General features: G+C 73.7%; 21 protein-coding genes and 1 pseudogene. 11 read left to right on the top strand and 11 right to left on the bottom strand.

Going from position 1 to position 23,390, the window contains the following annotated elements:
- Window positions 1-146 precede the first annotated feature (146 nt).
- The 4 genes from AB0K09_RS07460 to thpD all read left to right on the top strand — a co-directional run bounded on the left by AB0K09_RS07460 (window position 147) and on the right by thpD (window position 3,732).
- A complete protein-coding gene (locus AB0K09_RS07460; RefSeq protein ID WP_366064341.1) occupies window positions 147-1,061 on the top strand; it encodes a glutamate ABC transporter substrate-binding protein in 915 nt (304 codons plus the stop codon).
- Window positions 1,062-1,124: 63 nt separating this feature from the next.
- Window positions 1,125-1,772 carry an ABC transporter permease subunit gene (locus AB0K09_RS07455; RefSeq protein ID WP_366064340.1) on the top strand — a complete coding sequence of 216 codons (648 nt, stop codon included), beginning with the start codon at window positions 1,125-1,127 and terminating at the stop codon, window positions 1,770-1,772.
- Window positions 1,769-2,839, top strand: coding sequence for an amino acid ABC transporter permease (locus AB0K09_RS07450; protein ID WP_366064339.1), 1,071 nt, complete (start codon window positions 1,769-1,771; stop codon window positions 2,837-2,839). The genes AB0K09_RS07455 and AB0K09_RS07450 overlap by 4 nt, the downstream gene beginning before the upstream one ends.
- Window positions 2,791-3,732 (top strand): ectoine hydroxylase, encoded by a 942-nt coding sequence (thpD, locus tag AB0K09_RS07445; RefSeq protein WP_366064338.1) that lies wholly within the window; start codon window positions 2,791-2,793, stop codon window positions 3,730-3,732. The genes AB0K09_RS07450 and thpD overlap by 49 nt, the downstream gene beginning before the upstream one ends.
- Here the strand turns inward: thpD and AB0K09_RS07440 are convergent.
- From AB0K09_RS07440 to AB0K09_RS07410, 7 genes are all read right to left on the bottom strand, one after another.
- A complete protein-coding gene (locus tag AB0K09_RS07440) occupies window positions 3,677-4,804 on the bottom strand; it encodes a hypothetical protein (RefSeq protein ID WP_366064337.1) in 1,128 nt (375 codons plus the stop codon). The two genes, thpD and AB0K09_RS07440, sit on opposite strands and share 56 nt — an antisense overlap.
- Before the next feature lie 17 nt (window positions 4,805-4,821).
- On the bottom strand, window positions 4,822-5,754 hold the full coding sequence (locus AB0K09_RS07435; RefSeq protein ID WP_366064336.1) for a methyltransferase domain-containing protein: 933 nt from the start codon (window positions 5,752-5,754) through the stop codon (window positions 4,822-4,824).
- Window positions 5,755-5,797: 43 nt separating this feature from the next.
- Window positions 5,798-6,754, bottom strand: a complete 957-nt coding sequence (locus tag AB0K09_RS07430; protein WP_366064335.1) for an ornithine carbamoyltransferase — start codon at window positions 6,752-6,754, stop codon at window positions 5,798-5,800.
- A gap of 107 nt (window positions 6,755-6,861) precedes the next feature.
- Window positions 6,862-7,788 (bottom strand): diiron oxygenase, encoded by a 927-nt coding sequence (locus tag AB0K09_RS07425; RefSeq protein ID WP_366064334.1) that lies wholly within the window; start codon window positions 7,786-7,788, stop codon window positions 6,862-6,864.
- Window positions 7,785-8,840, bottom strand: coding sequence for a pyridoxal-phosphate dependent enzyme (locus AB0K09_RS07420; protein WP_366064333.1), 1,056 nt, complete (start codon window positions 8,838-8,840; stop codon window positions 7,785-7,787). Before AB0K09_RS07420 ends, AB0K09_RS07425 begins: the two co-directional genes overlap by 4 nt.
- A gap of 136 nt (window positions 8,841-8,976) precedes the next feature.
- On the bottom strand, window positions 8,977-10,305 hold the full coding sequence (locus AB0K09_RS07415) for an MFS transporter (protein ID WP_366064332.1): 1,329 nt from the start codon (window positions 10,303-10,305) through the stop codon (window positions 8,977-8,979).
- Window positions 10,306-10,731: 426 nt separating this feature from the next.
- Window positions 10,732-11,661 (bottom strand): polysaccharide deacetylase, encoded by a 930-nt coding sequence (locus AB0K09_RS07410; RefSeq protein WP_366064331.1) that lies wholly within the window; start codon window positions 11,659-11,661, stop codon window positions 10,732-10,734.
- A 225-nt stretch (window positions 11,662-11,886) separates the two neighbouring features.
- On the opposite strand from AB0K09_RS07410, the gene AB0K09_RS07405 reads away from it, so the two are divergent.
- The 3 genes from AB0K09_RS07405 to AB0K09_RS07395 all read left to right on the top strand — a co-directional run bounded on the left by AB0K09_RS07405 (window position 11,887) and on the right by AB0K09_RS07395 (window position 16,708).
- On the top strand, window positions 11,887-13,767 hold the full coding sequence (locus tag AB0K09_RS07405; protein ID WP_366064330.1) for an NHL repeat-containing protein: 1,881 nt from the start codon (window positions 11,887-11,889) through the stop codon (window positions 13,765-13,767).
- Window positions 13,768-14,186: 419 nt separating this feature from the next.
- A complete protein-coding gene (locus tag AB0K09_RS07400; RefSeq protein WP_366064329.1) occupies window positions 14,187-14,372 on the top strand; it encodes a hypothetical protein in 186 nt (61 codons plus the stop codon).
- Window positions 14,373-14,455: 83 nt separating this feature from the next.
- Window positions 14,456-16,708 (top strand): heavy metal translocating P-type ATPase, encoded by a 2,253-nt coding sequence (locus AB0K09_RS07395; RefSeq protein ID WP_366064328.1) that lies wholly within the window; start codon window positions 14,456-14,458, stop codon window positions 16,706-16,708.
- Between the two features lie 56 nt (window positions 16,709-16,764).
- Here AB0K09_RS07395 and AB0K09_RS07390 read toward each other — a convergent pair whose 3' ends face one another.
- From AB0K09_RS07390 to AB0K09_RS07380, 3 genes are all read right to left on the bottom strand, one after another.
- Window positions 16,765-17,244 (bottom strand): NUDIX domain-containing protein, encoded by a 480-nt coding sequence (locus tag AB0K09_RS07390; protein ID WP_366064327.1) that lies wholly within the window; start codon window positions 17,242-17,244, stop codon window positions 16,765-16,767.
- A 49-nt stretch (window positions 17,245-17,293) separates the two neighbouring features.
- A complete protein-coding gene (locus tag AB0K09_RS07385; protein ID WP_366064326.1) occupies window positions 17,294-17,884 on the bottom strand; it encodes a hypothetical protein in 591 nt (196 codons plus the stop codon).
- A 79-nt stretch (window positions 17,885-17,963) separates the two neighbouring features.
- Window positions 17,964-18,752 carry an aspartate/glutamate racemase family protein gene (locus tag AB0K09_RS07380; protein ID WP_366064325.1) on the bottom strand — a complete coding sequence of 263 codons (789 nt, stop codon included), beginning with the start codon at window positions 18,750-18,752 and terminating at the stop codon, window positions 17,964-17,966.
- Window positions 18,753-18,845: 93 nt separating this feature from the next.
- On the opposite strand from AB0K09_RS07380, the gene AB0K09_RS07375 reads away from it, so the two are divergent.
- A complete protein-coding gene (locus tag AB0K09_RS07375; protein WP_366064324.1) occupies window positions 18,846-20,015 on the top strand; it encodes a glycosyltransferase in 1,170 nt (389 codons plus the stop codon).
- Between the two features lie 22 nt (window positions 20,016-20,037).
- On the opposite strand, the gene AB0K09_RS07370 is transcribed toward AB0K09_RS07375, so the two are convergent.
- A complete protein-coding gene (locus tag AB0K09_RS07370) occupies window positions 20,038-21,276 on the bottom strand; it encodes a TerD family protein (RefSeq protein WP_366064323.1) in 1,239 nt (412 codons plus the stop codon).
- A 171-nt stretch (window positions 21,277-21,447) separates the two neighbouring features.
- Here AB0K09_RS07370 and AB0K09_RS07365 point away from each other — a divergent pair, with 171 nt between their 5' ends.
- From AB0K09_RS07365 to AB0K09_RS07355, 3 genes and pseudogenes are all read left to right on the top strand, one after another.
- Window positions 21,448-21,930, top strand: a complete 483-nt coding sequence (locus tag AB0K09_RS07365) for a DUF6643 family protein (protein ID WP_366064322.1) — start codon at window positions 21,448-21,450, stop codon at window positions 21,928-21,930.
- A gap of 72 nt (window positions 21,931-22,002) precedes the next feature.
- The gene (locus AB0K09_RS07360; protein WP_366064321.1) at window positions 22,003-22,830 is read left to right on the top strand and encodes an MOSC N-terminal beta barrel domain-containing protein; all 828 of its coding nucleotides are present in this window, start codon (window positions 22,003-22,005) and stop codon (window positions 22,828-22,830) included.
- A gap of 146 nt (window positions 22,831-22,976) precedes the next feature.
- Window positions 22,977-23,390: pseudogene (locus AB0K09_RS07355) on the top strand (hypothetical protein); the annotation flags it as partial.

Raw genomic sequence — 23,390 nt, 5'->3', positions numbered from 1 at the left:
GGTCCTGCCGCGCAAGGCGTGACTCGCCTCATGTGCGTACTCGGAATGACGTTCGCGTGCGCCCACACAGGTAGCACGTTCCGCGCCCGTCGGTATGCTGATGTCCGTCTTCGGGGAATCGAGTCTTCGGGGAATCGAGGAGCCGCATGAGGCCGAGGACCGCCCTGGCTCCGGCCGTCGCCCTGCTCGTCCTCGCCGCGCCGGCCGTCTCCTGCGGCCGGCAGGGCACGCCGCCGGGCAGTGTCGCCGCCCTGATGGGCGATGCCGGGCGTTGGGCCTATCCGGTGAACGAGGACGTCCGGATCGACGGGTCGCCGGCCCTCGCGCGGGCCCGGGCGGCGCACCGGATCGTCGTCGGGGTCAAGTCGGACCACCCCTTCCTCGGCTTCGAGGACCCGGTGACCGGACGCCGCTTCGGCTTCGACGTGGAGATGGCCAAGATGGTGGCGTCGGACCTCGGCTTCGGCCCCGGGCACGTGTCCTGGAAGACGGTGCCGCCGCAGGGCCGGGAGACCGCGATCTCCAAGGGTGACGTGGACTTCTACGTCGCCGCGTACACGATCAACGACGAGCGCCGGAAGCAGGTCGACTTCGCCGGCCCGTACTACGTCGCCGGCCAGGACCTGCTCGTGCGCCGCGCCGACCGGCGCATCGCCGGTCCCGGGGACCTGCGCGGCAGACGGGTCTGCTCGGTCACCGGCTCGACGCCCTTCGAGCGCATCGGCAGGCCGGAGTACGGCGCGCGGGTGAGCTCGCACGACAGTTACGCCCAGTGCGTGCAGGACCTGATCATGGGCGAGTGTGACGCGGTGACGGCGGACGACACGATCCTCAAGGGGTACGCCGCGCAGAACGGCGGCCGGCTGCGGGTGGTGGGCCGGCCGTTCTCCCGGGAGCCGTACGGCGTCGGGCTCGCCCGGGGCGACGCGGTCCTGCGCACGGCGATCGGCGACGCCCTGGAGCACCACCTCCGCAACGGCGACTGGCGCCGGGCCTACGACCTGACCCTCGGCCGCGCCGGAGGGCCGGCGCCCACCCCGCCGGAGGTGGTCCGGCACTGACACACCCCGGGGAGGACCCGGCGGGGGCCGCGGCACCGTACGCGACGAGACCCGGAGGCGCTCGTGCACGTCCTGCTGAACAATCTCGCCCTCTTCCGCAGAGGGTTCCTCGGCACCGTGGCCCTGACGGGCCTGTCCGCCCTGCTCGCCCTGGGCCTGGGCACCGTGCTCGCGGTCTGCCGGGTCTGTCCGGTCCTCCCGCTGCGCGCGCTCGGCACCGCCGGGGTGACCGTGCTGTGCAACACCCCGCTGACGCTGCTGTTCTTCGGCGTCACCCTCGGGCTGCCGATGCTGGGACTGCGGGGACCGGGCTACTTCGCGCTCGCCGTGCTGACCCTGGGCGTGTACACCTCGGCGTTCGTCTGCGAGGCGCTGCGCTCGGGGGTCAACACCGTCGACGTCGGGCAGGCGGAGGCGGCCCGCAGCCTCGGCATGTCCTTCGGCCAGACGGTCGCCCTGGTGGTGCTCCCCCAGGCCGGGCGGGCCGTGGTGCCGCCGATCGGGAGCCTGCTGGTCGCGCTCACGAAGAACTCGGCCCTGGCGGGCGGTTTCAGCGTGTACGAGCTGTTCGGCGTGGAGAAGACCCTCGCCGAGCGGGGCTACGCGATACTCGTCGTCTTCCTCTGGGTCGCCGTCGCCTATCTGCTGCTGATCCTGGCGATCAGCGCGCTCGTCCGGCTGCTGGAGCGCCGGCTGGCGGTGGTGCGGTGACGTCCGTCCTGTTCGACGCCCCGGGGCCGCGCGCCCGCCGCCGTCATCTGCTGTACGGCGCCGTGGCGACGCTGGGCATCGCGGCGACGGCCGGTTACGTCGTCGTGCGTCTGGCCGGCGCCGGCCAGTTCACGCCGGCCATGTGGGAGCAGTTCGGCTACGCGGGCGTGCAGCGGCGGATCCTGATCGGGGCGCTGGACACCTTCAAGGCGTTCGCCCTGGCCGTCGTCTGCTCCCTGCTGCTCGGGCTGCTGCTGGCCGCGGGCCGTATGTCGGGGCATCGTGCGCTGCGCGGGCCGGCGACGGTGCTGATGGAGTTCTTCCGGGCGATGCCCCTGCTCATCATGATCTTCGCGCTGTACAACACCGGGTGGCTGCGTTCGTGCGTGGCCTCGGTCGCGCACGTCCTCCGCGCCGATCTGGGGTGGCCCGGTTCCTGGCTGGCCGACAACTTCGCCAGCCCCACCCTGTGGGCGCTGGTCATCGGCATCGCGCTCTACAACGGCTCGGTGCAGGCGGAGATCCTGCGGGCCGGTGCCGAGGCCGTGCCGAAGGGACAGCGCGAGGCCGCTTACGCCCTGGGCATGAGCAGGGCCCAGGTGGCCGTCTCGGTCGTGCTGCCCCAGGCGGTGCGGTCCATGCTGCCCAGCATGGTCGGGCAGATCGTGGTGACGCTCAAGGACACCTCGCTCGGATTCATCATCACCTACGAGGAACTCCTCTACGCGGGCAAGCTGCTGGCCCAGAACACGGCGACCCCGTCCGGGTACCCCTACATACCCGTGCTGCTGGTCGTCGGGCCGATCTACATCGGCATGTGCCTGGTGCTCTCCGCGTGCGCCCGCCGGCTCGCCCGGCAGCGCGGCCGGCCGGTGCGGGCACGCCGTGCGCGCCGGGGCCGCGACCATGACCGAAACCCCCCGGGAGGAAGACCTGCCGACCGGTCCCAGGTTTTCGCCGGCGGTGGCGGGGGCAACCATGCAGCGCGCACGCGGCCCCCGCTCGAGGAGATCCGGCGATGTCCCCCAACGGCTACGCGCACGATCCCTATCCCACCCGGTATGTGACCGAGTCGGTGCCCGTCGACCGGGCCCACCCGGTCGTCTGGGGAGGCGAGGGGGACGGTCCGCTGGACGCCGGGCGGTTGGCGGCGTACGAGCGCGACGGGTTCCTGTCCTTCGAGGCGCTGCTGGACGCCGGGACGGTGGCCGCGTGCCTGGCGGAGGTGCGGCGGTTGGCCGGGGATACCGCCGTGCGGGCGACCGGGCGCGTGGTGCCGGAGCCGGACACGGACGGCATCCGGTCGGTCTTCGAAGTGCACGAGCTGTCACCGGTGTTCGCGGATGTCGTCCGCGGCGATCCCCTGGTCTCGCTCGCCCGCCAGATCCTGGGGTCCGAGGTGTACCTCCACCAGAGCCGGGTGAACTTCAAGGCGGCGTTCGGCGGTTCGAGATTCGGCTGGCACTCCGACTTCGAGACCTGGCACGCGGAGGACGGGATGCCCGCCCCCCGGGCCCTGAGCGTCTCGGTGGCACTCACCGAGAACATGCCGTACAACGGACCGCTGATGATCGTTCCGGGTTCGCACCGGACGTTCCTGCCGTCCGTCGGCGAGACCCCCGAGGACTACCACCGGCTGTCGCTGCGGGGGAAGAACCTGCCGGCCGGTTCCGCGGACCGGGCAGGGGTGACGGCGCTGGCCGAGCGGTACGGGATACGGCAGTTCACCGGAACCCCGGGCTCGGCCGTCATGTTCGACTGCAACTGTCTGCACGCCTCCGCCGGGAACGTCTCGCCGTTCCCCCGCACCAACCTCTTCGTCGTCTACAACAGCGTGCGGAACCCGCTGGGCGTCCCGTACGCCGCGCCCCGGCCGCGGCCCGGGTACCTCGCCTGCCGGAACGTCACCCCGATCCCCCGGCCGGCCGCCGGCGGCCGATCAGCCGGGCCACCTCGCTGAGGGTGTAGCCGCGCTCGAAGTGACGGGGGGCGGAGAGCATCCGCGCCACCAGGTCGTACAGCAGGTGCGCGTACTCCTCGGCCGTGCCGTCCCAGAGCGACGCGTCGAGCATCCAGGGTTCGGCCGCCTCCCGTGGGGCCGCGCCCTCGCGGATCAGGGTCTTGGACAGTTTCGCACCCGAGTCGAACAGCACGACCGGGGTGAGCACACGGGCCGGCAGCAGGGCGCCCGGATAGTGCAGGAACGCCTCGTCCACCACGCGGCAGCCCGCCGCCCAGTCCGCGCCCTTGACGATCACCGGAAGGGCATCCTCCCTGGCGGCCACGCGCTCCTTGACCAGGTTGCGGTGCAACGTGGTCAGCCCGATCCGGGTGCCGGAGTCCGGGGTGACGTCCGCGGTGTACGGACCGTGGTCGAGGCAGACGGCCGTGTAGCGCGCCTCCTGGAAGCCGGCCGAGAGCAGTTCGGTGTGGTCGGCGTCCCTCTGCGCCCAGCCGCACCGCGGGCAGGGGAGGGTCACGGGCACCCTGCCGGTGGAAGGGGCCAGCACCCAGCGCAGGGTGTCCATCAGCGCCAGCGAGGTGAGGAACTCCTCCCGGAAGGCCGGTGCCGACTGCTGCTCGGTGTAGGTCTCCACCGCGTAGGGGACCCGGGTCGCGGCGGACAGCGCGTCGAAGAGGGCGCCGTAGTGACGCCGCACCAGCTCCCGTACCCCCGTCTCCCCCAGGGCGTCCCGGTAGGACCGCTCGTAGCGGGTCCCGGTCGCGGGGCAGTCGCGGCTCTGGTACGGCACGTTGTCCAGGGCGCCGAAGCGTATGGACACCTCCACGCCGAAACGTTCCCGCACGGCGTCGGCGAGCAGGAACGCAGAGGTCTGCAGGACGTTGGTGCCCAGGTGCGGGGCGCCGTTGATCTGCACGCCCGCGTGCAGGACCACCCGCTCGCGGCGGGTCGTCCGTAATCGCGGGCGGATGAAGTCGACGCTGTGCAGCACGGCGTCGCCGGTGACGCCGACCGGTGAGACCAGCGCAGGCCTTACGGTGTTGTTCTCCCGCACCATGTTGTCTCTCACTTTGCTTCTCACTCTCCTCACCAGTGGTGGCGGACGGCGGCCGGCGGCAGGTCGAGGACGCGCAGGGGGCCGGGCCAGCCGTTGGGGCGTGGCACGTCGAGGGACTCCAGGGCGGTGGTGCGGGAGCGGGCGGCGGTGCGCAGCAGCTCCAGCAGTCCGTCGCCGGTCAGCCGGGGGGTGCCGTCGGCCTCGTCCGCGTGCGCGGGATCCGTCCAGTGGCAGGCCAGGCCGACGATGAAGTACGCGGGCACGTTGCCCGGGCCCTGCCACAGCACGGCCTCGCCGACCTCCTCCAGGGCGCGCACCTGGGCCTGGTTGGCGAGGGTGAACGCGCCGAGCGGCAGGGGGCAGAGGGTGACCGCGCGCACCCGGTAGCCGGCCGCCTCCAGCAGCCGGACGGCGTGCCGCGGGGTGGAGTAGCTGCCGATGGTCAGGCCCAGGTCGGCGCCGAGCGCCCGGCCGTGCCCGATGATGGCCGGGGCCCACTTCAGACCGTCGGTGCCGCCGCTGATGGACCGCCGTTCGGCGTCCGCGCGCGGGGTGAGCGGGACGTAGGGCGGGTTGCTGGTGACGACGAGCGGCCGGGGCAGCGGCGCCGGGGCCGTGGCCAGGAGCTGTTCGCTGGTCAGCCGGGCGAAGTCGCCGTGGGCGATGGTGACGCGGTGGCCGCCGTCGCGGGAGGCGTAGTGCTCGCGTGCCCAGGCCACCGTCTCCTCCCCCGCGTCGACGCCGTGCACCCGGGCGGCCCCGGCGCGGGCCATGGCGGCGGCGGCCGCGCCGCTGCCGGAGCCGAGGTCGAGGACGGAGCAGCCCTCGGTGATGAGGTCGTGGGCCACCCACACGCCGATCTCGGTGTCGGCGGGTTCGAAGAAGACCCGCGGCGAGGCGGGCGGGACCAGGTCCTCCTCCCTCAGGTGCTCGTAGGACTGGACGCGGGAGACGTTCGGCATGGGCACCTCGGTGTGGGGCGGGCGGAACGGGCCGGCGGGCGGTTCAGCGCGGTGCGGCGGCCCATTCGAGGACGGCCATGGCGCTGGAGAGCTTCATGGCGGCCTGGGTCCAGGCCAGGGACCGGGGGCCGTCGAGGACCCGGCCGGCGACCTCGTCGCCGCGGTGGGCGGGCAGGTCGTGCATGAAGGAGGCGCGCGGCCAGCGGTTCAGCAGGGCCTCGTCGACGTGGAACGGGCGGAACGCCTCGCGCCAGTCGGGGTCGGGTTTGGCCGTGCCCGTGGTCTGCCAGCGGGTGGTGTAGACGACGTCGGCCTCCGGGGGCGCCTGGGCGAGGTCGTGGATCTGCTCGACGGTGGCGCCCGTGGTCCCGGCGCGGTGCCGCGCGGCGCGCAGCTCCCGTTCCGGCACCCCGTATCCGGCCGGGGTGGCGAGGGTGAGCCGGGCGCCGGGGACGGTCGCGAGGCCGTGGGCGAGGGCCACGGCGGTGTTGTTGCCCTCACCGACGTAGAGCACGCGTATGCCGCCGAGGTCGCCGAAGGCGAGCGCGAGGGTGGCGAGGTCGCACACGCCCTGGCTGGGGTGTTCCTGCGCGGCCATGGCGTTGACGACGGGCAGCCGGCCCTGGCGGGAGAGTTCGCGGAGCTCGTCCAGGGGGCCGGCGGTGCGGGCGACCAGCGCGTCGAGCATCGAGCCGAGCACCCGTCCGGTGTCGGCGATGGATTCGCCGGTGTTCAGCTGGAGGTCGCCGGGCCCGTAGCCGATGGTGGCGGCGCCCAGCCGGACGGCGCCGGCGGTGAAGGCGGTACGGGTGCGGGTGGAGGTCCTGGTGAACAGGATGCCGACGATCAGGCCCTCCAGCGGCCGGTCGTGGGCGCGGGCGTCGTGGAAGAGCTCCACCGAGCGGGTGGTCAGGCTCTTGATGTGGGGTGCCGCCAGTTCGGAGAGCGAGAAGAGGCCGCGCTCCTGGCCGGGACCTTGCCATACCTGGGTGTCGCCCATGGGTCTCGCTCCGGGAGAGGGGGCCCGTACGGGCCCGGCGGTCGGTGTCGGTGCGGGTCGCTCCTGCGGGTGGCGACCGGACGGGGGCCGCCGTCATCGGGCGGGGTTCACTGGAGCAGCTCCGCCGTCTCGAAGGCCCGGCGGCCGCCGGGTACGTCCAGCACGCCCGTCTCCTCGAAGAGGCGTACCGCGTGCCGGGCGGCGTCCCTGATGCCCCGGTCGACCCGGTCGCGCGGGTAGGCGTCGTGGACGACCTCGGCCACGGCGGTCGGTCCGAGGCCGGCCGCGGCCAGGGCGGCCCGGACCGGGGCCCGGTCGGGCAGCAGGCTGGAGCGGATCAGGCCGGGCAGGCAGCGGGCGACCCGTCCGCGCTGCGGGCCGGTCAGCCCGTGCCACAGTTCGCGGAAGAAACGGGCGAAGAAGGCGTGGTGCCAGCCCTCGTCACGGGCGTGGTCGCGGACGACGTCGCGGACGAGGGTGAGCACCCGGGGGTCCTTGGGCACGTCGTTGAGGATGGCCGTGATGAGCATCTCGAACACGACGACCTGGAGGAGCTGCGCGAGCAGCGGCTCGTCCGGCAGGGCCTCGCGTCCCACGGCGTCCAGGCGGTCCAGGAAGGGCCGGAAGTCGTAGGGCAGCGGGGTGATGCCGCTGGCCCGGGAGACCTGGTCGACGACGTCGAGGCTGTAGAGGGAGTGGTAGCCCTCGTCGCAGTAGATGCGGTAGGCGTCCAGGCGGGTAGCGGTGGCGAGGTCCAGACCGCTGCGGCCGCCGGCGATGCGCTCGGTGGCGCGGTTGACGACCCGGGTCTCGAACTGGGCGGTGAATTCCAGGTAGTGGTAGAGGTGCCGGGCGAGCAGGGCCTCGCGGCCCGGCCCGGGCAGGGCGCGGACCCTCGGGTGGTCCAGGTAGGGGACGAGCGCGGGCGGGAAGAAGAGCTGTCCGTCGCGCAGTTCGTCGCCGAGCAGGCGGCGCGGTCCGCCGCGGACGCCGGCCCGCTCGTACCAGTCGCGCCCGTGGTCCGCCGGGGTCACCGCGGCTGCTCCGGGTGCTCGCCCGGGGCGGGTGCCCGGCGGGCGGCGGACCAGGCGGCTCCGCCGCCGGCGGGGTCGCGCGGGGGGTGTTCCACTGCCACGATCTCCACTCCCTGGGCGAGGTTGACCGGTGCCATTCCGTTGCGTTCCCGCCAGGAGGCGGAGTACACGCTGTCGAGGTAGCGGTCGGCGCCGTCGGGGCACAGGCAGGCCACGTCGGTGGGCGGGGTGGGCCGGCGCAGCAGCCGGAGCGCCGTCGCGATGAGGGCGCCCGAACTGCCCCCGACGCCCACGCCGGTGGACTCGGCGAGCCACAGGCAGGCGCTGACGGCCTCCTGCGGGGGGACCAGGACGGCGGGCCGGTAGCCGCCGGGCAGGAAGGTCGAGGGCCGGCTGGCGCCGATACCGGAGAGCACGCGGCGTCCGGCGGGCCCGCCGAGGGCCGCGGAGCCGGTGACGTCCACGCCGATCAGTTCCCAGGCGGGCCGGGTCGCGGCGACGTAGTCGCGGAAGCCGGCCAGGGTGCCGCCGGTGGAGACCGCGACCAGCACGCTGACCGGGCGGCCCCCGGTCTGCGCCCACAGTTCCGGGGCGGTCTCGCGGGTGTGGACGGCCGGGTTGGCCGGGTTGCCGTACTGGTCGGGCCAGACGAGGCCGGGTTCGGCGGCCAGCCGCTCCCGGATGTGGGCGAGACGGCTGAGCAGATAGCCGCCGGCGCCGTCGGGCCGGTCGATGACGACGACCCGGCCCCCGAGGGCGCCCACCGCGTCGATCAGCGAGGCGCTGCTGCGCGGGTCCACGACGGCGGTGAAGGGCACCGAGTGGGAGGCGGCGACGGCGGCCAGGGCGAGGCCGAGGTTGCCCGAGGTGGACTCGATGATCCCGTGTGCGGGGTCGACCCGGTCGGCGACGTCCTCCCACAGCGCCACGGCGGTACGGCCCTTGACGGAGCCGTGTGGATTGTGTGACTCCAGCTTCAGCCAGAGAGTGCCGGGACATCCGTCGACGGACAGGTGCAGAGCGACGACCGGAGTGAGCGGCTCCCGTGCCAAAGACGCCTCCCCGAGACTGCCCGGCACGGCGAGGGGCCGCACCCGGGAGAACAGCCCCCCGGGTCTTCGACGTTAGGCGGGGGGCCGTTTCTGCGGCAAGGTGCGAACGCGCCAGCCTGCCGGCTGTCGGTGCTGTTCAGCGTGGTGGTTGCTCGGCCGCGTCGTCGGTGGCGCGGGCGGGGCCGGGGACGTGGGGTGCGAAGCCCTCGGGGACGGCCGGCGCCGGCACCATGGGCCGCATGGGCAGCGTCCGGGTGCGGCGGAGCAGTCCCACGCCGGCCGCCGACATCAGCCCGAAGCCGAGGCAGCACAGCCACGGCAGCCAGGTGAGCCCGGCGCGCTCGCCGATGTCCATCGCCCGGCCGACCACGGCGTTGCCGCCGGTGGCCGCGAGGCCGGAGAAGACGTAGAAGAGCCCGAAGTAGGTGCCGGTCAGGCTCTCGCGGCCGAAGTAGGGGATGAGTTCGAGCACGGCGGGGTGCGCGACCATCGTCCCGACGTAGAGGAGCAGTGACCCGACGATCATGACGATCATCCGGGGCAGTGCCTCGTGCATGTCCTTCGGCGGTACCGTGCCGCAGACGAGCAGGGGCGGCACGAAGCCGAGCCCTATGACGACGATTCCGGCGCCGACCCAGCGTGCGCCGCCGCCGTGGCGTTCCAGGGTTCTGGTGATGCGCAGCTGGAACAGCATGTTGGCGAGGGCGCCGGTGGCGAGCAGCACGCCCGCCGACCCCTCCCAGCCGGAGGCCTGGCGCGCCCCGTAGGGCAACAGCAGGTACAGCTGGTTCTCAAGGGTGAACATGCCGGTGGTGGCGAGGGCGAAGAGCAGGAAGCGGCGGTTGCCGAACGCCTCCCGCCAGTCGGACAGGACCGAGCCCCGGCAGTCGGTGACGACCTCGCGGTTCGGCAGCACCATGGCCTGGGCGATCGTCAGCAGTGCGAAGACGGCGGACGCCGCCAGGGCGCAGATGCGGAAGTCGGTCAGGAACAGCACGCTGCCGAGGAGCAGTCCGATGAGTGAACCGCTGGTGGCGTACACGTTGAGGAGTGCGAACGCCTCCGCCTTGCGGTCGCCCGCCTCCAGTGCGACGTAGGTGCGCACGGCGGGATAGAAGAGCGCGGCCGCCAGGCCGCTGAGTACGGACGCGCCGAGCACCAGCGGCAGGGTGTTGCCGAAGGCGAAGAGCGCGAATCCGAGGGTGCGCAGGGCACATCCGACGATGATCACCGCGCGGGGGCCGAGCCGGTCGGCCGCGGAGCCCCCGAGGATGAACAGTCCCTGCTGACTGAGATTTCGTGCACCGAGCACGAGACCGACCAGTGCGGCGGACATCCCAAGGCCCTGCTCCAGATATGCCGCGAGAAACGGCATCAGGAGATAGAACCCGATGTCGATGCCAAACTGGTTGATCAATAGCAATCGCAATGCGAGTGGGAACTCGCGGGTCGCCCGAAAAGTCATCTTGCACGTCCCTGTGTTCAGCCCGAGCAGACCAGAAGAGCACCCTGAGCCGAGTGGGCGCCATGCACCCAGCAGGGTTGGGGCGGTGCGGGAAGCAGCAGGGACGGCAGCCGGGGTGACCTTGGGCTTTGTGCAGTTCAGAAGCCACGGTGAAGGGTCAGAGCGCCCCGGCGCACAGCGCGTCGGCTCACTTCTTCCGTTCGCGGGAACGGCTCGCACTCGCTGACTCGAGTGGGCGGTCGATCATATGCTTTTGCGGTGCATGCTCAACGACTCCCGACTACGCTCGGAAGATACTCGGCAGACACTTTAGCAAAGCGTCACCTTTCCGGATAGGGGCCGTGATGCCGTCCGGTATCGCGGAGGAAGCCCGGGATGTTTTTCCGCCTGCTCCGTTTCTTCCTTCGAGCGCTGGAACTGTCGTGCTCACGAACTGGCGGCCCCCGACCGGTCTTTCACATACGCGGCGATTTCCGCGTGCGTGGCGTACCAGACGCCCTCGTGCCCGGCGATGTGCTCCAGCAGCTCCTCCAGGACGACGATGCGCGAGCGGTGCCCGATCACGTGCGGGTGCATCGTCAGCTGGAACAGCCCGCCCTCCCGGTGGGCCAGATCGAATTCATCGCGCCAGATGCCGCCGACCACCTGACGCGGCATTCCGTGCGGCCGCAGCGGGGAATAGCGGTCCATTTCGAAGTAGATGTCGTCGTCGCGGATCCATTCCGGGGGCAGTTCCACCACACCCGTGGGCTCGCCGTGGGCGAGGATCTCGTACGGGTCGTCGTCGGCCATCAGCGACGAGTCGTAGAGCAGCCCGAGTTCGCGGATGATGTCCAGCGTGTGGTCGCTGAAGTCCCAGGATGGGGTGCGGATGCCGACCGGGCGCTGCCCGCTGAGCCGCTCCAGGGTGTCGGCGCACCGCAAGGCCAGCTCCCGCTCGTCCTCGGGCGGCAGCTCCATGTTGCGCTCGTGGATCCAGCCGTGGATGCCCACCTCGTGGCCGCGATCGGTGTAGCCGCGCGCCTCCTGAGGGCGCATCAGGGCCGCGACGGCGGGCATGAAGAACGTCGCGGGCAGCGAACGCCTCTCCAGCAGGTCCAGCACGCGCGGCGCCCCCGCCCGGGCGCCGTACTCGCCCTGCGACAGCTTGCCCGGATGCGTGAGCCCGTCGCGCAGCGGGATGGTCTCATGGTCGGTGTCGAAGGAGAGGGCGACGGCGACCCTGGCCCCCTGCGGCCAGACGGCGGGCTTCAAGGAGCGTCCCGCGCGTACCTTTTCGACGTGTCCGCGCCACTCGGCCTCCTCCCACTGCCAGGGGTGCCGTGCCGCTGGGTCCTGCCTGCCGGATGCCGTCATGGCCGCTCCTCGTCGTCGTCGGTCGCCGGCCGACCGTCATGGTGACAGGGCGTCAGCCGTGGCGGGGGGCGTGAACGCGCCACATCGCGGGCGGGCGCGGACACCTGGCCGGAAGCCGTGTTGCGACCGCCGACGGACTGTCGGTAACTGGGCGAGGGGCTCAACGCGCCTGCGCCGCACTGGTGGTCCGCACGGGTGGTCCGCGCCCGAGGGAGGGAGTCGGTCATGACGTCCTTCGAGTTTCCGGGAACGGCCGTGGGCCGGGGCGCGGGGGGCCACGCCGCCGCGGGCCGGGTCGTCACGACCCTCGCGGGCACCGGCGAACCCTCCTCCGGCGGTGACAGCGGGCCGGCGACGCTCGCGGCGCTCGACCGGCCGCGCGCCGTGGCCTACGACCGGGCCGGCAACGTCTACGTCGCGGAGTGGAAGGGACACCGGGTCCGGCGCATCGCCCCGGACGGCACCATCACCACGGTCGCCGGCACGGGCACTCGCGGCTTCGGGGGCGACGGCGGGCCGGCGGTGGAGGCCCTGCTCGACGAGCCCGGCGGACTGGTGCTCGACGAGGCGGGCCGCCTCTACATCGCCGACTACTGGAACCACCGCATCCGGCGGGTCACCCCCGACGGCGTCATCAGCACGGTCGCCGGGACGGGGCGGCCGGGCCACGACGGCGACGGCGGCCCCGCCCTGCTGGCCCGCTTCACCGAGCCGCGCGGGCTCGCGCTCGACCGCGCGGGGAACCTGTACGTGGCGGAGTGGGGCGGCCACCGGGTCCGGCGCATCGCGCCGAACGGCATCATCACCACCGTCGCGGGCACGGGCGAGCCCGGCCGCGGCGCCGACGGCGTCAGCGCCACCACCAGTGCCCTGAGCCACCCCATCGACGTCGCGGTCGACGCCCGGGGCGCCCTCTACATCGCCGACTGCTGGAACCACCGCATCCGCAAGGTCTCGCCGAACGGGATCGTCTGCACCATCGCCGGCACCGGACGGCCCGGATACGACGGCGACGACGGGCTCGCCCACGAGGTCCGGCTGGACCAGCCGCGCGGCGTCGACCTCGACGCGGCCGGCCGCCTCTACATCGCGGACTCCCTCAACCAGCGGATCATCGTCGTGGCCCCGGACGACGGCCGGTTCACGACACTCGCGGGCGGCCCCGCCCCCGAGCACGACGAGGACGGCGGCCCGGCGCTCGGCGCGGAGCTGTACTTCCCCCGGGCGCTGACCGTCACCCCGGACGGCGGGCTCGTCGTGGCGGAGTCCGACAGCCACCGGGTCCGCCGGATCTCCGCCCCCGTCCACGCCTCCGTGGTCCCGGCGCCGGAACCGGTCTCGATCGAGCCGGTGGCACCGGCGACCGTGCCCCGGGACCGGGAGTTCGACCTGGGCGCCCGCATCCGCAGCAGGACCGGCGACGCGGTCACCGTCGAACTCGCCCTCCCCGACGGCCTGGTGACGGCCGGGGACGCCGCGCCCGGGCCGGTCTGCCGTACGTTCCCGGCCGGCAGCGAAGAGCCCGGTGGCGCCCTCGACGGGGTCTTCCGGATCAGGGCCGCCGACGGCGTGCCGCCCGGCCGCTACGAGGCGACGCTCACCGTCCGCGGTCCGGGGCCCTGGCAGACGTCCCGGGCTCTGTCCGTGGTGATCACCGCGCCCCTCCCCCTCGCGGACGAACGCGCCTTGACCGTCCTCCAGGAGAACGTTCCCCAGGCCACCCCCGGCGGGACGGCCGTCGTCGACATCGCCTGCATCGCCCCGGCCTGCCAGCCGGTCGCCCCCGGCCGGATCGTCCAGCGCTTCACCGCGCCCACCGGCTTCGTCTTCGAGGGCCGGCCCGTCCACCGCCATCCGCACGGCGCGGTCGCCAAGCGGGTCGCCCACCGCATGGAGGACGACGGCCGGACGCTCGTGATCCTGGCCAACCCGCACATCAACACGGTGGCCACCGACCAGGGCGGCCTGGTGTGCACCCTGCCGCTACGGGCCCTCGCCGACGCGGCCCCGGGGACGTACGAGGACGGCCTGGCCGAGATCGGCGCTCTGGCGCCCGTGCGGCTGACGGCGGTCGTGCTGCCGCCGGACCCCGGTCAGTGCCGGTGACCGTCCGACGGGCTCCGGAGCGCCCTGTGCGGGCGCCTCTGCCTCCAGGGTGAAGGCGGCAGTGCGCACCGTACCCCCGAGCCGGAAGTCGAGAAAGAGACGGTAGGCGCCGGCGCTGGAGGCGGTGGCCGTACAGGCGACGTCCGGGCCCGGCCGGGTCGTGCCGTCCGCGGCGCGGGGTCGACGGCATGCCCCACCCCGTACGCGGCGCCGAAGGGCGCGATCCCTTCGCGGGAGGCCGCACCCCGCCGACGGCCCGTACACGGGAGGGCTGAATACCCCTGGTGGGTATGACGTCAGGGGCACTCGCACGCTTGCGCGGGATACGGGGCAGGGGTATACATAACTCAGCGGCCGATACCCCCACCGGGTATGGACCGCCCGGTTCGAACGATTCGAACAACCAGGGAGGGAACCCCATGTCGTCCTGCTGTTCTCCCGACGGCGCCTGCTCCGGCGGCACAACCGTCCCGTCCGTCCCCCTCGCCGACGGCCGCACCACCGTCCACGGGGTAGCCGTGACCACGGCCGGCGAGCCCGACGACGCGCTGTCCGCGGCCAAGGTCGCCGACGACGCCGGCCACGAGCTCACCAGCCGGGTCTGAGGCCCGGCAGCGGTACCCACCGCCGGGGCCCCGCGCCGACCGCCGGGCCCCGGCGCCCTCCACCCACAGCCCGAGGAGCAGTGATGACCACCACGGTCCCCGAAGTCGCCGAAGTCGAACTCGCCATCGGCGGGATGACCTGCGCCTCGTGCGCCGCCCGCATCGAGAAGAAGCTCAACCGCATGGACGGCGTGGCGGCCACGGTCAACTACGCCACCGAGAAGGCCAAGGTCAGCTATCGCGGGGGCATAGCCGTGGCCGACCTGATCGCCACCGTCGAGGCCACCGGCTACACCGCCGCACCGCCCGCGCCCGCCGGCACTGCGGGTACGTCCGAGGAGGGTGCGGAGGGGCCGGCCGACGAGCTGATGCCGCTGCGGCAGCGGCTGATCACCGCCGTGGTGCTGGCCGTACCGGTCATCGCCATGTCGATGGCGCCCGCCCTGCAGTTCGAGTACTGGCAGTGGCTCTCGCTCACGCTGACCGCGCCGGTCGTCACGTACGCCGCGTGGCCCTTCCACCGGGCGGCGTGGACGAACGCGCGGCACGGCGCGGCGACGATGGACACGCTGATATCGCTCGGCACGAGCGCCGCGTTCCTCTGGTCACTGTGGGCACTGTTCTTCGGCACGGCCGGTATGCCCGGCATGACGCACGCCTTCGAGCTGACCCTCGCCCGCAGCGACGGTGCAGGCAACATCTATCTGGAGGCCGCCGCCGGCGTCACCGCCTTCATCCTGGCCGGGCGCTACTTCGAGGCCCGCTCCAAGCGCAAGGCCGGGGCCGCGCTCCGGGCGCTGCTGGAGCTCGGCGCCAAGGAGGTGACCGTGCTGCGCGACGGTCGCGAGGAGCGGATCCGCACCGAGGAACTGGCCGTGGGCGACCGCTTCGTCGTCCGCCCCGGCGAGAAGATCGCCACCGACGGCACCGTCGTCGAGGGCAGCTCCGCCGTGGACGCCTCGATGCTGACCGGCGAGTCGGTCCCGGTCGAGGTCGGCACCGGCGACGCGGTCACCGGAGCGACCATCAACGCCGGCGGCCGCCTCGTGGTCGAGGCGACGCGCGTCGGCGCGGACACACAGCTGGCGCGGATGGCGAAGCTGGTCGAGGACGCGCAGAACGGCAAGGCCGCCGCCCAGCGCCTGGCCGACCGGATCTCCGCCGTCTTCGTCCCGGTCGTCATCGCCCTGGCCCTGGGCACCCTGGGCTTCTGGCTCGGCACCGGCGCCGGCCTGACCGCCGCGTTCACCGCCGCCGTCGCCGTACTGATCATCGCCTGCCCGTGCGCCCTGGGACTCGCCACCCCCACCGCCCTGATGGTCGGCACCGGCCGCGGTGCCCAGCTCGGCATCCTCATCAAGGGCCCCGAGGTCCTGGAGACCACCCGCAAGGTCGACACCATCGTCCTGGACAAGACCGGCACCGTCACCACCGGCCGGATGACCCTGCTGCGGGTGCACACCGCCGACGGCGAGGACGAACGCGAGGTGCTGCGCCTGGCGGGCGCCCTGGAGCACGCCTCCGAGCACCCCATCGCCCAGGCCGTCGCCGCCGGGGCCGCCGAGCGTGCCGGAACCCTGCCCGCCCCCGAGGACTTCGCCAACGTCCCCGGTCTCGGCGTCCAGGGAGTCGTCGACGGGCACGCCGTCCTCGTGGGCCGGGAGAAGCTGCTGGCCGACTGGGCGATCCCGCTGCCCGAGGGGCTGGCGTCGGCCAAGTCCGCCGCCGAGGACGCCGGGCGCACGGCCATCACCGTGGCCTGGGACGGCCGGGCCCGGGCCGTGCTGGAGGTCGCCGACGCCGTCAAGGACACCAGCGCCGAGGCCGTCCGCCGGCTGCGTGCCCTGGGGCTCACGCCCATCCTGCTCACCGGCGACAACAAGGCCGTCGCCGGGTCCGTCGCGGCCGAGGTCGGCATCGACGAGGTGATCGCCGAGGTCATGCCGCAGGACAAGGTCGACGTGGTCAAGCGGCTCCAGGCCGAGGGCCGTTCGGTGGCCATGGTCGGCGACGGCGTCAACGACGCCGCCGCGCTCGCCCAGGCCGACCTCGGGCTCGCCATGGGCACCGGCACCGACGCCGCCATCGAGGCCGGGGACCTCACCCTCGTCCGCGGCGACCTGCGGGCCGCAGCCGACGCCATCCGGCTCTCCCGCCGGACGCTGGGCACGATCCGCTCGAACCTGTTCTGGGCCTTCGCCTACAACGTGGCGGCCCTGCCGCTGGCCGCCTCCGGCCTGCTCAACCCCATGATCGCCGGGGCCGCCATGGCCTTCTCCTCCGTCTTCGTCGTCGGCAACAGCCTCCGGCTGCGCGGCTTCCGCGCCGACGCCTGATCCCCGGCCCCGGCCGGGCATGCGGGCATGCGGGCGGGCCACACGGCCCGCCCGCGTCAGCGTTCCCCGATGCCCTCGAACCAGGTCGGGCCGCCCGCCGTGGCCTGCTTGATGCGGTTCACCGCGAAGCTCTCCATCGACGGCAGCGCGTCCACCTCGAACCAGCCGACCTCGAGGGACTCGTCGTCGTTGACCCGGGCCTCGCCGCCCACGGCACGGGCGACGAAGCAGATGTCCATGAACTGGCAGACGTCGCCGTTGGGGTAGGTGACGCGCTCCAGGGCCTCGACGAGGAGGACCCGCTCGGGCACGCAGTGGACGGCCGTCTCCTCGTGGACCTCACGGACCACGGCCGCGGCCGGCTGCTCACCGGGCTCGGGGATGCCGCCGATGATCGACCACCGGCCGTTGTCCGCACGACGGCCGAGCAGGACCCGGCCGTCGTCGTCGAAGACGACGACGCTCACCCCCGGCATCCACAGCAGCTGATGGCCCGCGGTGGCGCGGAGTTCTCGGATGAAGTCGGGGGTCGGCACGGGAGCGAGCCTAACGGGCCGGGAGCGGCTCCCCGACCGGACCGCCCCGTCAGGCGGAGGCCGGGCGTCCGCCGAGCCGGCGCAGCCGGTCGCGGATCACCCGGACGGCGGCTTCCGCGTCGTCGACGGTGACGGTGAAGGAGCGGCCGTCGCCCAGCCGCACGACGATGCCCTCGCCGCGCCGCACCACCACGGCCGTGCCCTGCTCCGGCCGCCAGCGGTAGCCCCAGCCGCCCCACTGGCGGGGGGTGACGCGGGGATCGACGTCGGCATCGACCACATGGGTGAGCGGGATGCGGGTGCGCGGCACACCGATGTGGCCGCAGCGGACCTCCAGGCACTCCTTGTCGACCCGCACGGCGACGTGCACGAAGGCGAGGGTGCCGTAGAGCATCAGCAGCCCGGCCGCGAGGCAGCCGACCACCGCCATGACCAGGGGGGTGATGGCGGAGGCCCAGGCGTTGTCCACGGCCAGGTCGATGCCGAGGGCCAGGCACGCGAAGCCCGCCCCGGCCAGCAGCCACTGCACGCGATTGGTCGCGCGCCCCGTCCAGACCGCCGGCCCGCCCGCTGCGTCGGCCGTGCCGCGGGAGCCCTGCGAGCCGTCGTGCCCCCGTGCGCCGTGGGAGTGGTCCCTCATACGGGCAGCCTACTCACGTTCCGTCGTCACGGCAGCGGTGGTGCGCCGAAGAACACGGAAGAGGGGCGCGCCCGGGGCGTCAGGAGCGGACCGGGCTGGTGGCCAGGAGCGAGCGGCCCTCCGGGTAGGTCAGCGAGGACGGCTCCAGCCGGCTCTCACGGCCGCCGAGCAGCACCGTGAGGGTGCCCGTCGGCTCGGCGTCGGGGGCGGGGGCGGCGCCGATGCGGCGCAGCGCCTGGGCGGCGACGGCGTCGGCGGAGCCGTACAGCGCGACGGGCGGGGCCGCGGGGGGCTGGACGGCGGCGCGGATACGCTCGGCGACGAGCTCGTAGTGGGTGCAGCCGAGGACGACGGCCTTGATGTCACGCGGGGTGCGCGCGGCCGCGACCGCGACGGCGGCGTCGACCGCGTCGAGGTCGGCCCACTGCACGGCGTCGGCCAGGCCCGGGCAGGGCACCTCGGTCACCTCGACGCCGGTGGCGAATTCCCGGATCAGCGCGTGCTGGTAGGGGCTGCCGGTGGTGGCGGGGGTGGCCCAGATGGCGATCGGGCCGCCGGCCGCGGCGGCCGGCTTGACGGCGGGCACGGTCCCGATGACCGGGATGCCGGGCTCCAGCTCGGCGCGTATGGCCTCCAGCGCGTGCACCGAGGCCGTGTTGCAGGCCACGATCAGCGCGTCGGGGCCCTGCGCGGCGGCGGCGCGGGCGCAGGCCAGCGCGCGTTCCGTGACGTCCTCGGGGGTGCGGGGGCCCCAGGGCATCGTGTCGGGGGCGGAGGAGAGGACGAGATCGGCGTCGGGCCGCATGCGGTGCACCGCGGCCGCCGCCGCCAGCAGGCCGTTGCCGGAATCCATGAGCGCGATCTTCACCCGGTCACTTTAATCGATCCGCTTCCTGACGAGGTCCGCGCGTGTTGGCCGCATCTCGCCCGTGGGAGTGCCCGGTGCGGCAGACTGCGTCGGATGAGCGCGCTGTTTTGGATCACCGTGGGTTCCCTGGCCGCGTGGGTGTGGCTGCTGCTGGGGCAGGGCTTCTTCTGGCGTACGGACGTGCGGCTGCCGGAGCGCGCCGCGCCGGCCGAGTGGCCGTCGGTGGCGATCGTGGTGCCGGCCCGGGACGAGGCGGCCGTGCTGCCGGCGAGCCTGCCCTCGCTGCTCGCGCAGGACTACCCCGGCCGGGCGGAGATCTTCCTCGTCGACGACGGCAGCACGGACGGCACCGGCGAGGTGGCGCGCGCCCTGGCGGCCGAGCGCGGCGGGCTGCCGCTGACCGTCGACTCCCCCGGCGAGCCCGGGCCCGGCTGGACCGGCAAGCTGTGGGCGGTGCGGCACGGCATGGCACTGGCCCGGGCCCGTACGGACGCCGAGTACCTGCTGCTCACCGACGCCGACATCGCGCACGAGCCGGACAGCCTGCGGGAGCTGGTCGCGGCGGCGCGCTCGGCCGGGCTGGACCTGGTGTCGCAGATGGCGCGGCTGCGGGTGGCCACGTTCTGGGAGCGGCTCGTCATCCCGGCCTTCGTCTACTTCTTCGCGCAGTTGTACCCCTTCCGCTGGGTCAACCGTCCGGGCGCGCGGACGGCGGCGGCCGCCGGGGGGTGCGTGCTGCTGCGGCGGGAGGCGGCGGAGCGGGCCGGGGTCCCGGACAGCATCCGGCACGCGGTGATCGACGACGTGACCCTGTCACGGGCGGTGCAGCGCAGCGGGGGCCGGATCTGGCTGGGTCTGGCGGAGCGGGTGGACAGCGTGCGCCCGTACCCCGGGCTCGGCGAGCTGTGGCGCATGGTCTCGCGCAGCGCCTACGCGCAGCTGCGGCACAACCCGCTGCTGCTGGCCGGCACGGTCGCGGGGCTCGGCGTGATCTATCTGGCCCCGCCGGTGGCGGTGGTGGCGGGCGCGCCCGCCGGCGCGACCGGAACGCTCGTCGTGGGCGCGGCGGCGTGGGCCGTGATGACGGGCACGTATCTGCCGATGCTGCGCTACTACCGCCAGCCCCTCTGGCTGGCGCCCCTGCTGCCGCTCACGGCGCTGCTGTACCTGCTGATGACGGTGGACTCGGCGGTGCAGCACTACCGGGGCCGGGGCGCGGCCTGGAAGGGCCGTACGTACGCCCGCCCGGAGACCACCCCCTGACGGCCGTGCCCGGCCGGCTGCGTCATTTGCGGCCGGGGGCCCAGGTCAGCCCCCAGCCGTAGGCGCGGTCGAGGGTGCGCTGGGGGCTGACGCCCCGGTCGGGGACGAGGTAGCGGGCCTCGCGCCGGACGACGAGCTCGCCGTTCTGATGGGTGATCAGGGCGAGGGCGCACACGTTGGAGGGGACGGTGCACTCGTCGAGGGAGAAGTCGACCGGGGCGCCGCGTCCCGGTCGCAGGGTGACGGTGGCGTGGAGGCCGGCGAAGCTGCGGGCGCCCTCGTAGATGGTGACGAAGACGAGGATGCGCCGGAAGTCGGCACTGTGGTCGAGGTTGACGGTGAGGTTCTCGCCGGTCTCGACGGCGCCGGTGCGGTCGTCGCCGTCGAGGTGGATCCAGGGCGGGCCGTGCAGGGAGCCGAAGGCGTTGCCGAGCGCCTGGACCGCGCCCTTGGTGCCGTCGGTCAGCTCGAAGAGGGCGCCGAGGTCGAGGTCCAGCGCGGGCTGGAGGGCCGCGCCGAGCCGCCGCCCCCAGCCCTGCGGCTCGCTGCGGACGTGCCAGTTGAGGTTGACGTGCAGGACGCCCGAGGTGCCGCCCTGTTTGGCGAGGGAGACGGTGGGGGTCTCCTTGGTGAGCGTGACCTTCACCGGTCGCGGGGGCACGGTCGCGGGCGGCGGCACGGGCCGCGGTGCGGTCTGCGGTGCTGCCTGCGGTGGGCCGGGGACGGTCGCGGCGGGGCCGATCGCGGTGCGGTCCGCGAGGCCGTGGTCGGCGGCCAGCCCGGCCGCGCCGTCGGCGTATCCCTGGCCGACGGCACGGAACTTCCACTCCCCGTGCCGCCGGTAGAGCTCCCCGAGGACGAGGGCGGTCTCGACGGTGGCGTCGCGGCTGTCGAAGCGGGCGAGTTCGGCACCGGTGGCGGCGTCGGCGATCCGGACGTACAGCCCCGGCACCCGGGCGAAGGCGCCGCCGTCGGTGGTGGCCGCCAGGACCACGCCCTCCACGGCGGACGGGGCGGCGGCGAGGTCGATGTGGAGGGTCTCGGTCACCGCGTCACCGGAGGCACGCCTGCCGTCGTGCCGTACCGCGCCGGAGACGTGCACGGGCCGGCGGGCGGAGACGACGTCCGCGCCGGAGCGCACCCCGCCGGCCGTCAGCAGCAGGGCGCAGGCGTCGGTGCCCGGTACGCCCGGACCGGTGCGCCAGCCGATGTCGACCCGTACGAGCGTCGCCGGAATCCGGACATTCGTGCCCTTGAGCATTTCCCTCGCCCACCCCTCCGCACCGGGCCGTCCTTACACGATCCCTACGCACCTTGGCGACCGATTTTCCCGGGTTCACGCTGATTGGTCATCCACGGCGGCTCCGAGCTCGTGAATCAACCCCCATACCCGTCTCCCCAACCGGCACACCATGGGCTTAACTTATGGGCTATGACCTCCCCCCGCAGCGCCTACGGCGGCGGCTACTACGCCTCGTCGTCGTTCCCGGACACCCCCATCTACGACAGCCTCGTCGCCGAGCGGGGCACCCCGCAGATCGCGCCGATCCGTGTGTCGTCCCCGTACGACTTCGGCGGCGGCAACCTGCCGGCGCTGCCCGCCCTGCCGTCGGCGCCCTCCGCCGCGCAGGCGCCGCAGCCGGTGCAGGCGGCGTACGCCGCGCAGCAGGCCCCGGCGCAGTACGGCCAGCAGGCCCCGGCCGGTCAGCCGGTGGGGCTCCAGCAGGCGGCGGCGCCCTACATCCCGCAGCAGGCCGCCGCACCGCGCGGTTACCCGGGCCCGCAGCAGTACCAGCAGCAGCGCCCGGCCGCCGGCGGGTACGAGGCGATGCGCCCGGTGGCGCCCCGCCCCGCCGCCCCGGCGCAGTACGACGACCCGTACAGCCGCCCGTACCCGGACCAGGGGGGCTACTGACGGTTCACCGGCCGGATCCGGATGATCCGGCCGGCACGCTCAGCCGTCCGAGCCGACTGGCAAGATGACCGCATGCCCAACTCTGTACTGAATGCGGTTCATTTCTATCCGGTCAAGTCGATGGCGGGGTGTGCGCCCGGCGAGGCGGTCGTGGAGCCGTGGGGGCTCGCCGGGGACCGTAGGTGGATCATCGCCGGACCGGACGGCCGGTTCATCACCCAGCGGCAGCAGCCGCGCCTGGCCCTTGCCTCGGCGCGGCCGCTGCCCGGCGGCGGGGTCCGGCTCGCCGCACCGGGGGCCGGGCCGCTCGACGTCGCGGTACCCGCCGAGCGGGACGGGCTGGTCACGGTGGAGGTGTTCCGGGACAAGGTCGAGGCCGTTCCGGCGGGTGCCGAGGCCGACGCCTGGGTGAGCGCCTTCCTGGGCACCGAGGCGCAGCTGCTCCACATGGACGACCCGTCGTCCCGGCGGCCGATCGACCCCGGGTACGCGCTGCCGGGCGAGACCGTGAGCTTCGCAGACGGATTCCCGCTGCTGCTCACCACGACGGCCTCGCTGCGCTCGCTCAACTCCCTCATCGCCCTGGGCGAGAGCCCCGAGGAGGGGCCGCTGCCCATGAACCGCTTCCGGCCGAACGTGGTCGTCGACCACACCGAGCCCTGGGCCGAGGACGACTGGCGCCGGGTGCGCATCGGCGAGGTGACCTTCCGGGTGGTCAAGCCCTGCGGACGCTGCATCGTCACCACCACCGACCAGCACACGGCCGAGCGCGGCAAGGAGCCGCTGCGCACGCTCGCCAAGCACCACCGCATGGGCAACAGCCTGGTGTTCGGCCAGAACCTCATACCCGAGCACACCGGCGTGCTGCGCGTCGGGGACGCCGTCGAGGTCCTGGACTGAGCCCGACGGGCCGTCAGCAGCCGACCCCTCGTCAACAAGCCGCCCGCGCCGCCCTCCAGGCGGGGTGATTTTGCTCTCTCCGCCGACTTCCTCCGCATGCGACGTCCTGTGTGAGGTATCTACGGACGCGTAAGGGGGTGAGCACCGTGCGTGTGAAGACGTTCGGACGGCTCCGGCGGCGGAATCCGCTGCGCCGCCGGAGCGATGTCCTCCAGGCCTGGGCCGGGCTGGTCGCCGTCGTGCTGATGGTGCTGGGGGGCACCGCGGCCGGGTGGGTCACGGGCTCGCTCGCCGACCGCGCGCTGCGCCAGACCGTCCGCGAGCAGCAGCGCCACCGGCATCCGGTCGTCGCCACGACCCTGCGCGTGCTGCCCGCCGAACCGGCCGGGACCGAGCACGAGTCCGCGGAGTACACGGCCGTGCGCGAGGGCTACCGCCGCGTCCTCGCCCGCTGGTCCGGGCCCGACGGCCGGCCGCACAGCGGCACGGTGGCCGTCCGCCGGTCCGCCGGCCCCGGGGAGCCCGTCCCGCAGTTGACGGACCACCGGGGCCGGGTCGCC

Source organism: Streptomyces sp. NPDC049577, from assembly GCF_040675635.1.
Taxonomy (GTDB): domain Bacteria; phylum Actinomycetota; class Actinomycetes; order Streptomycetales; family Streptomycetaceae; genus Streptomyces.
The sequence above is the reverse complement of the archived record's forward strand: the minus strand, read 5'-3'. Positions and strand labels throughout refer to the sequence as shown.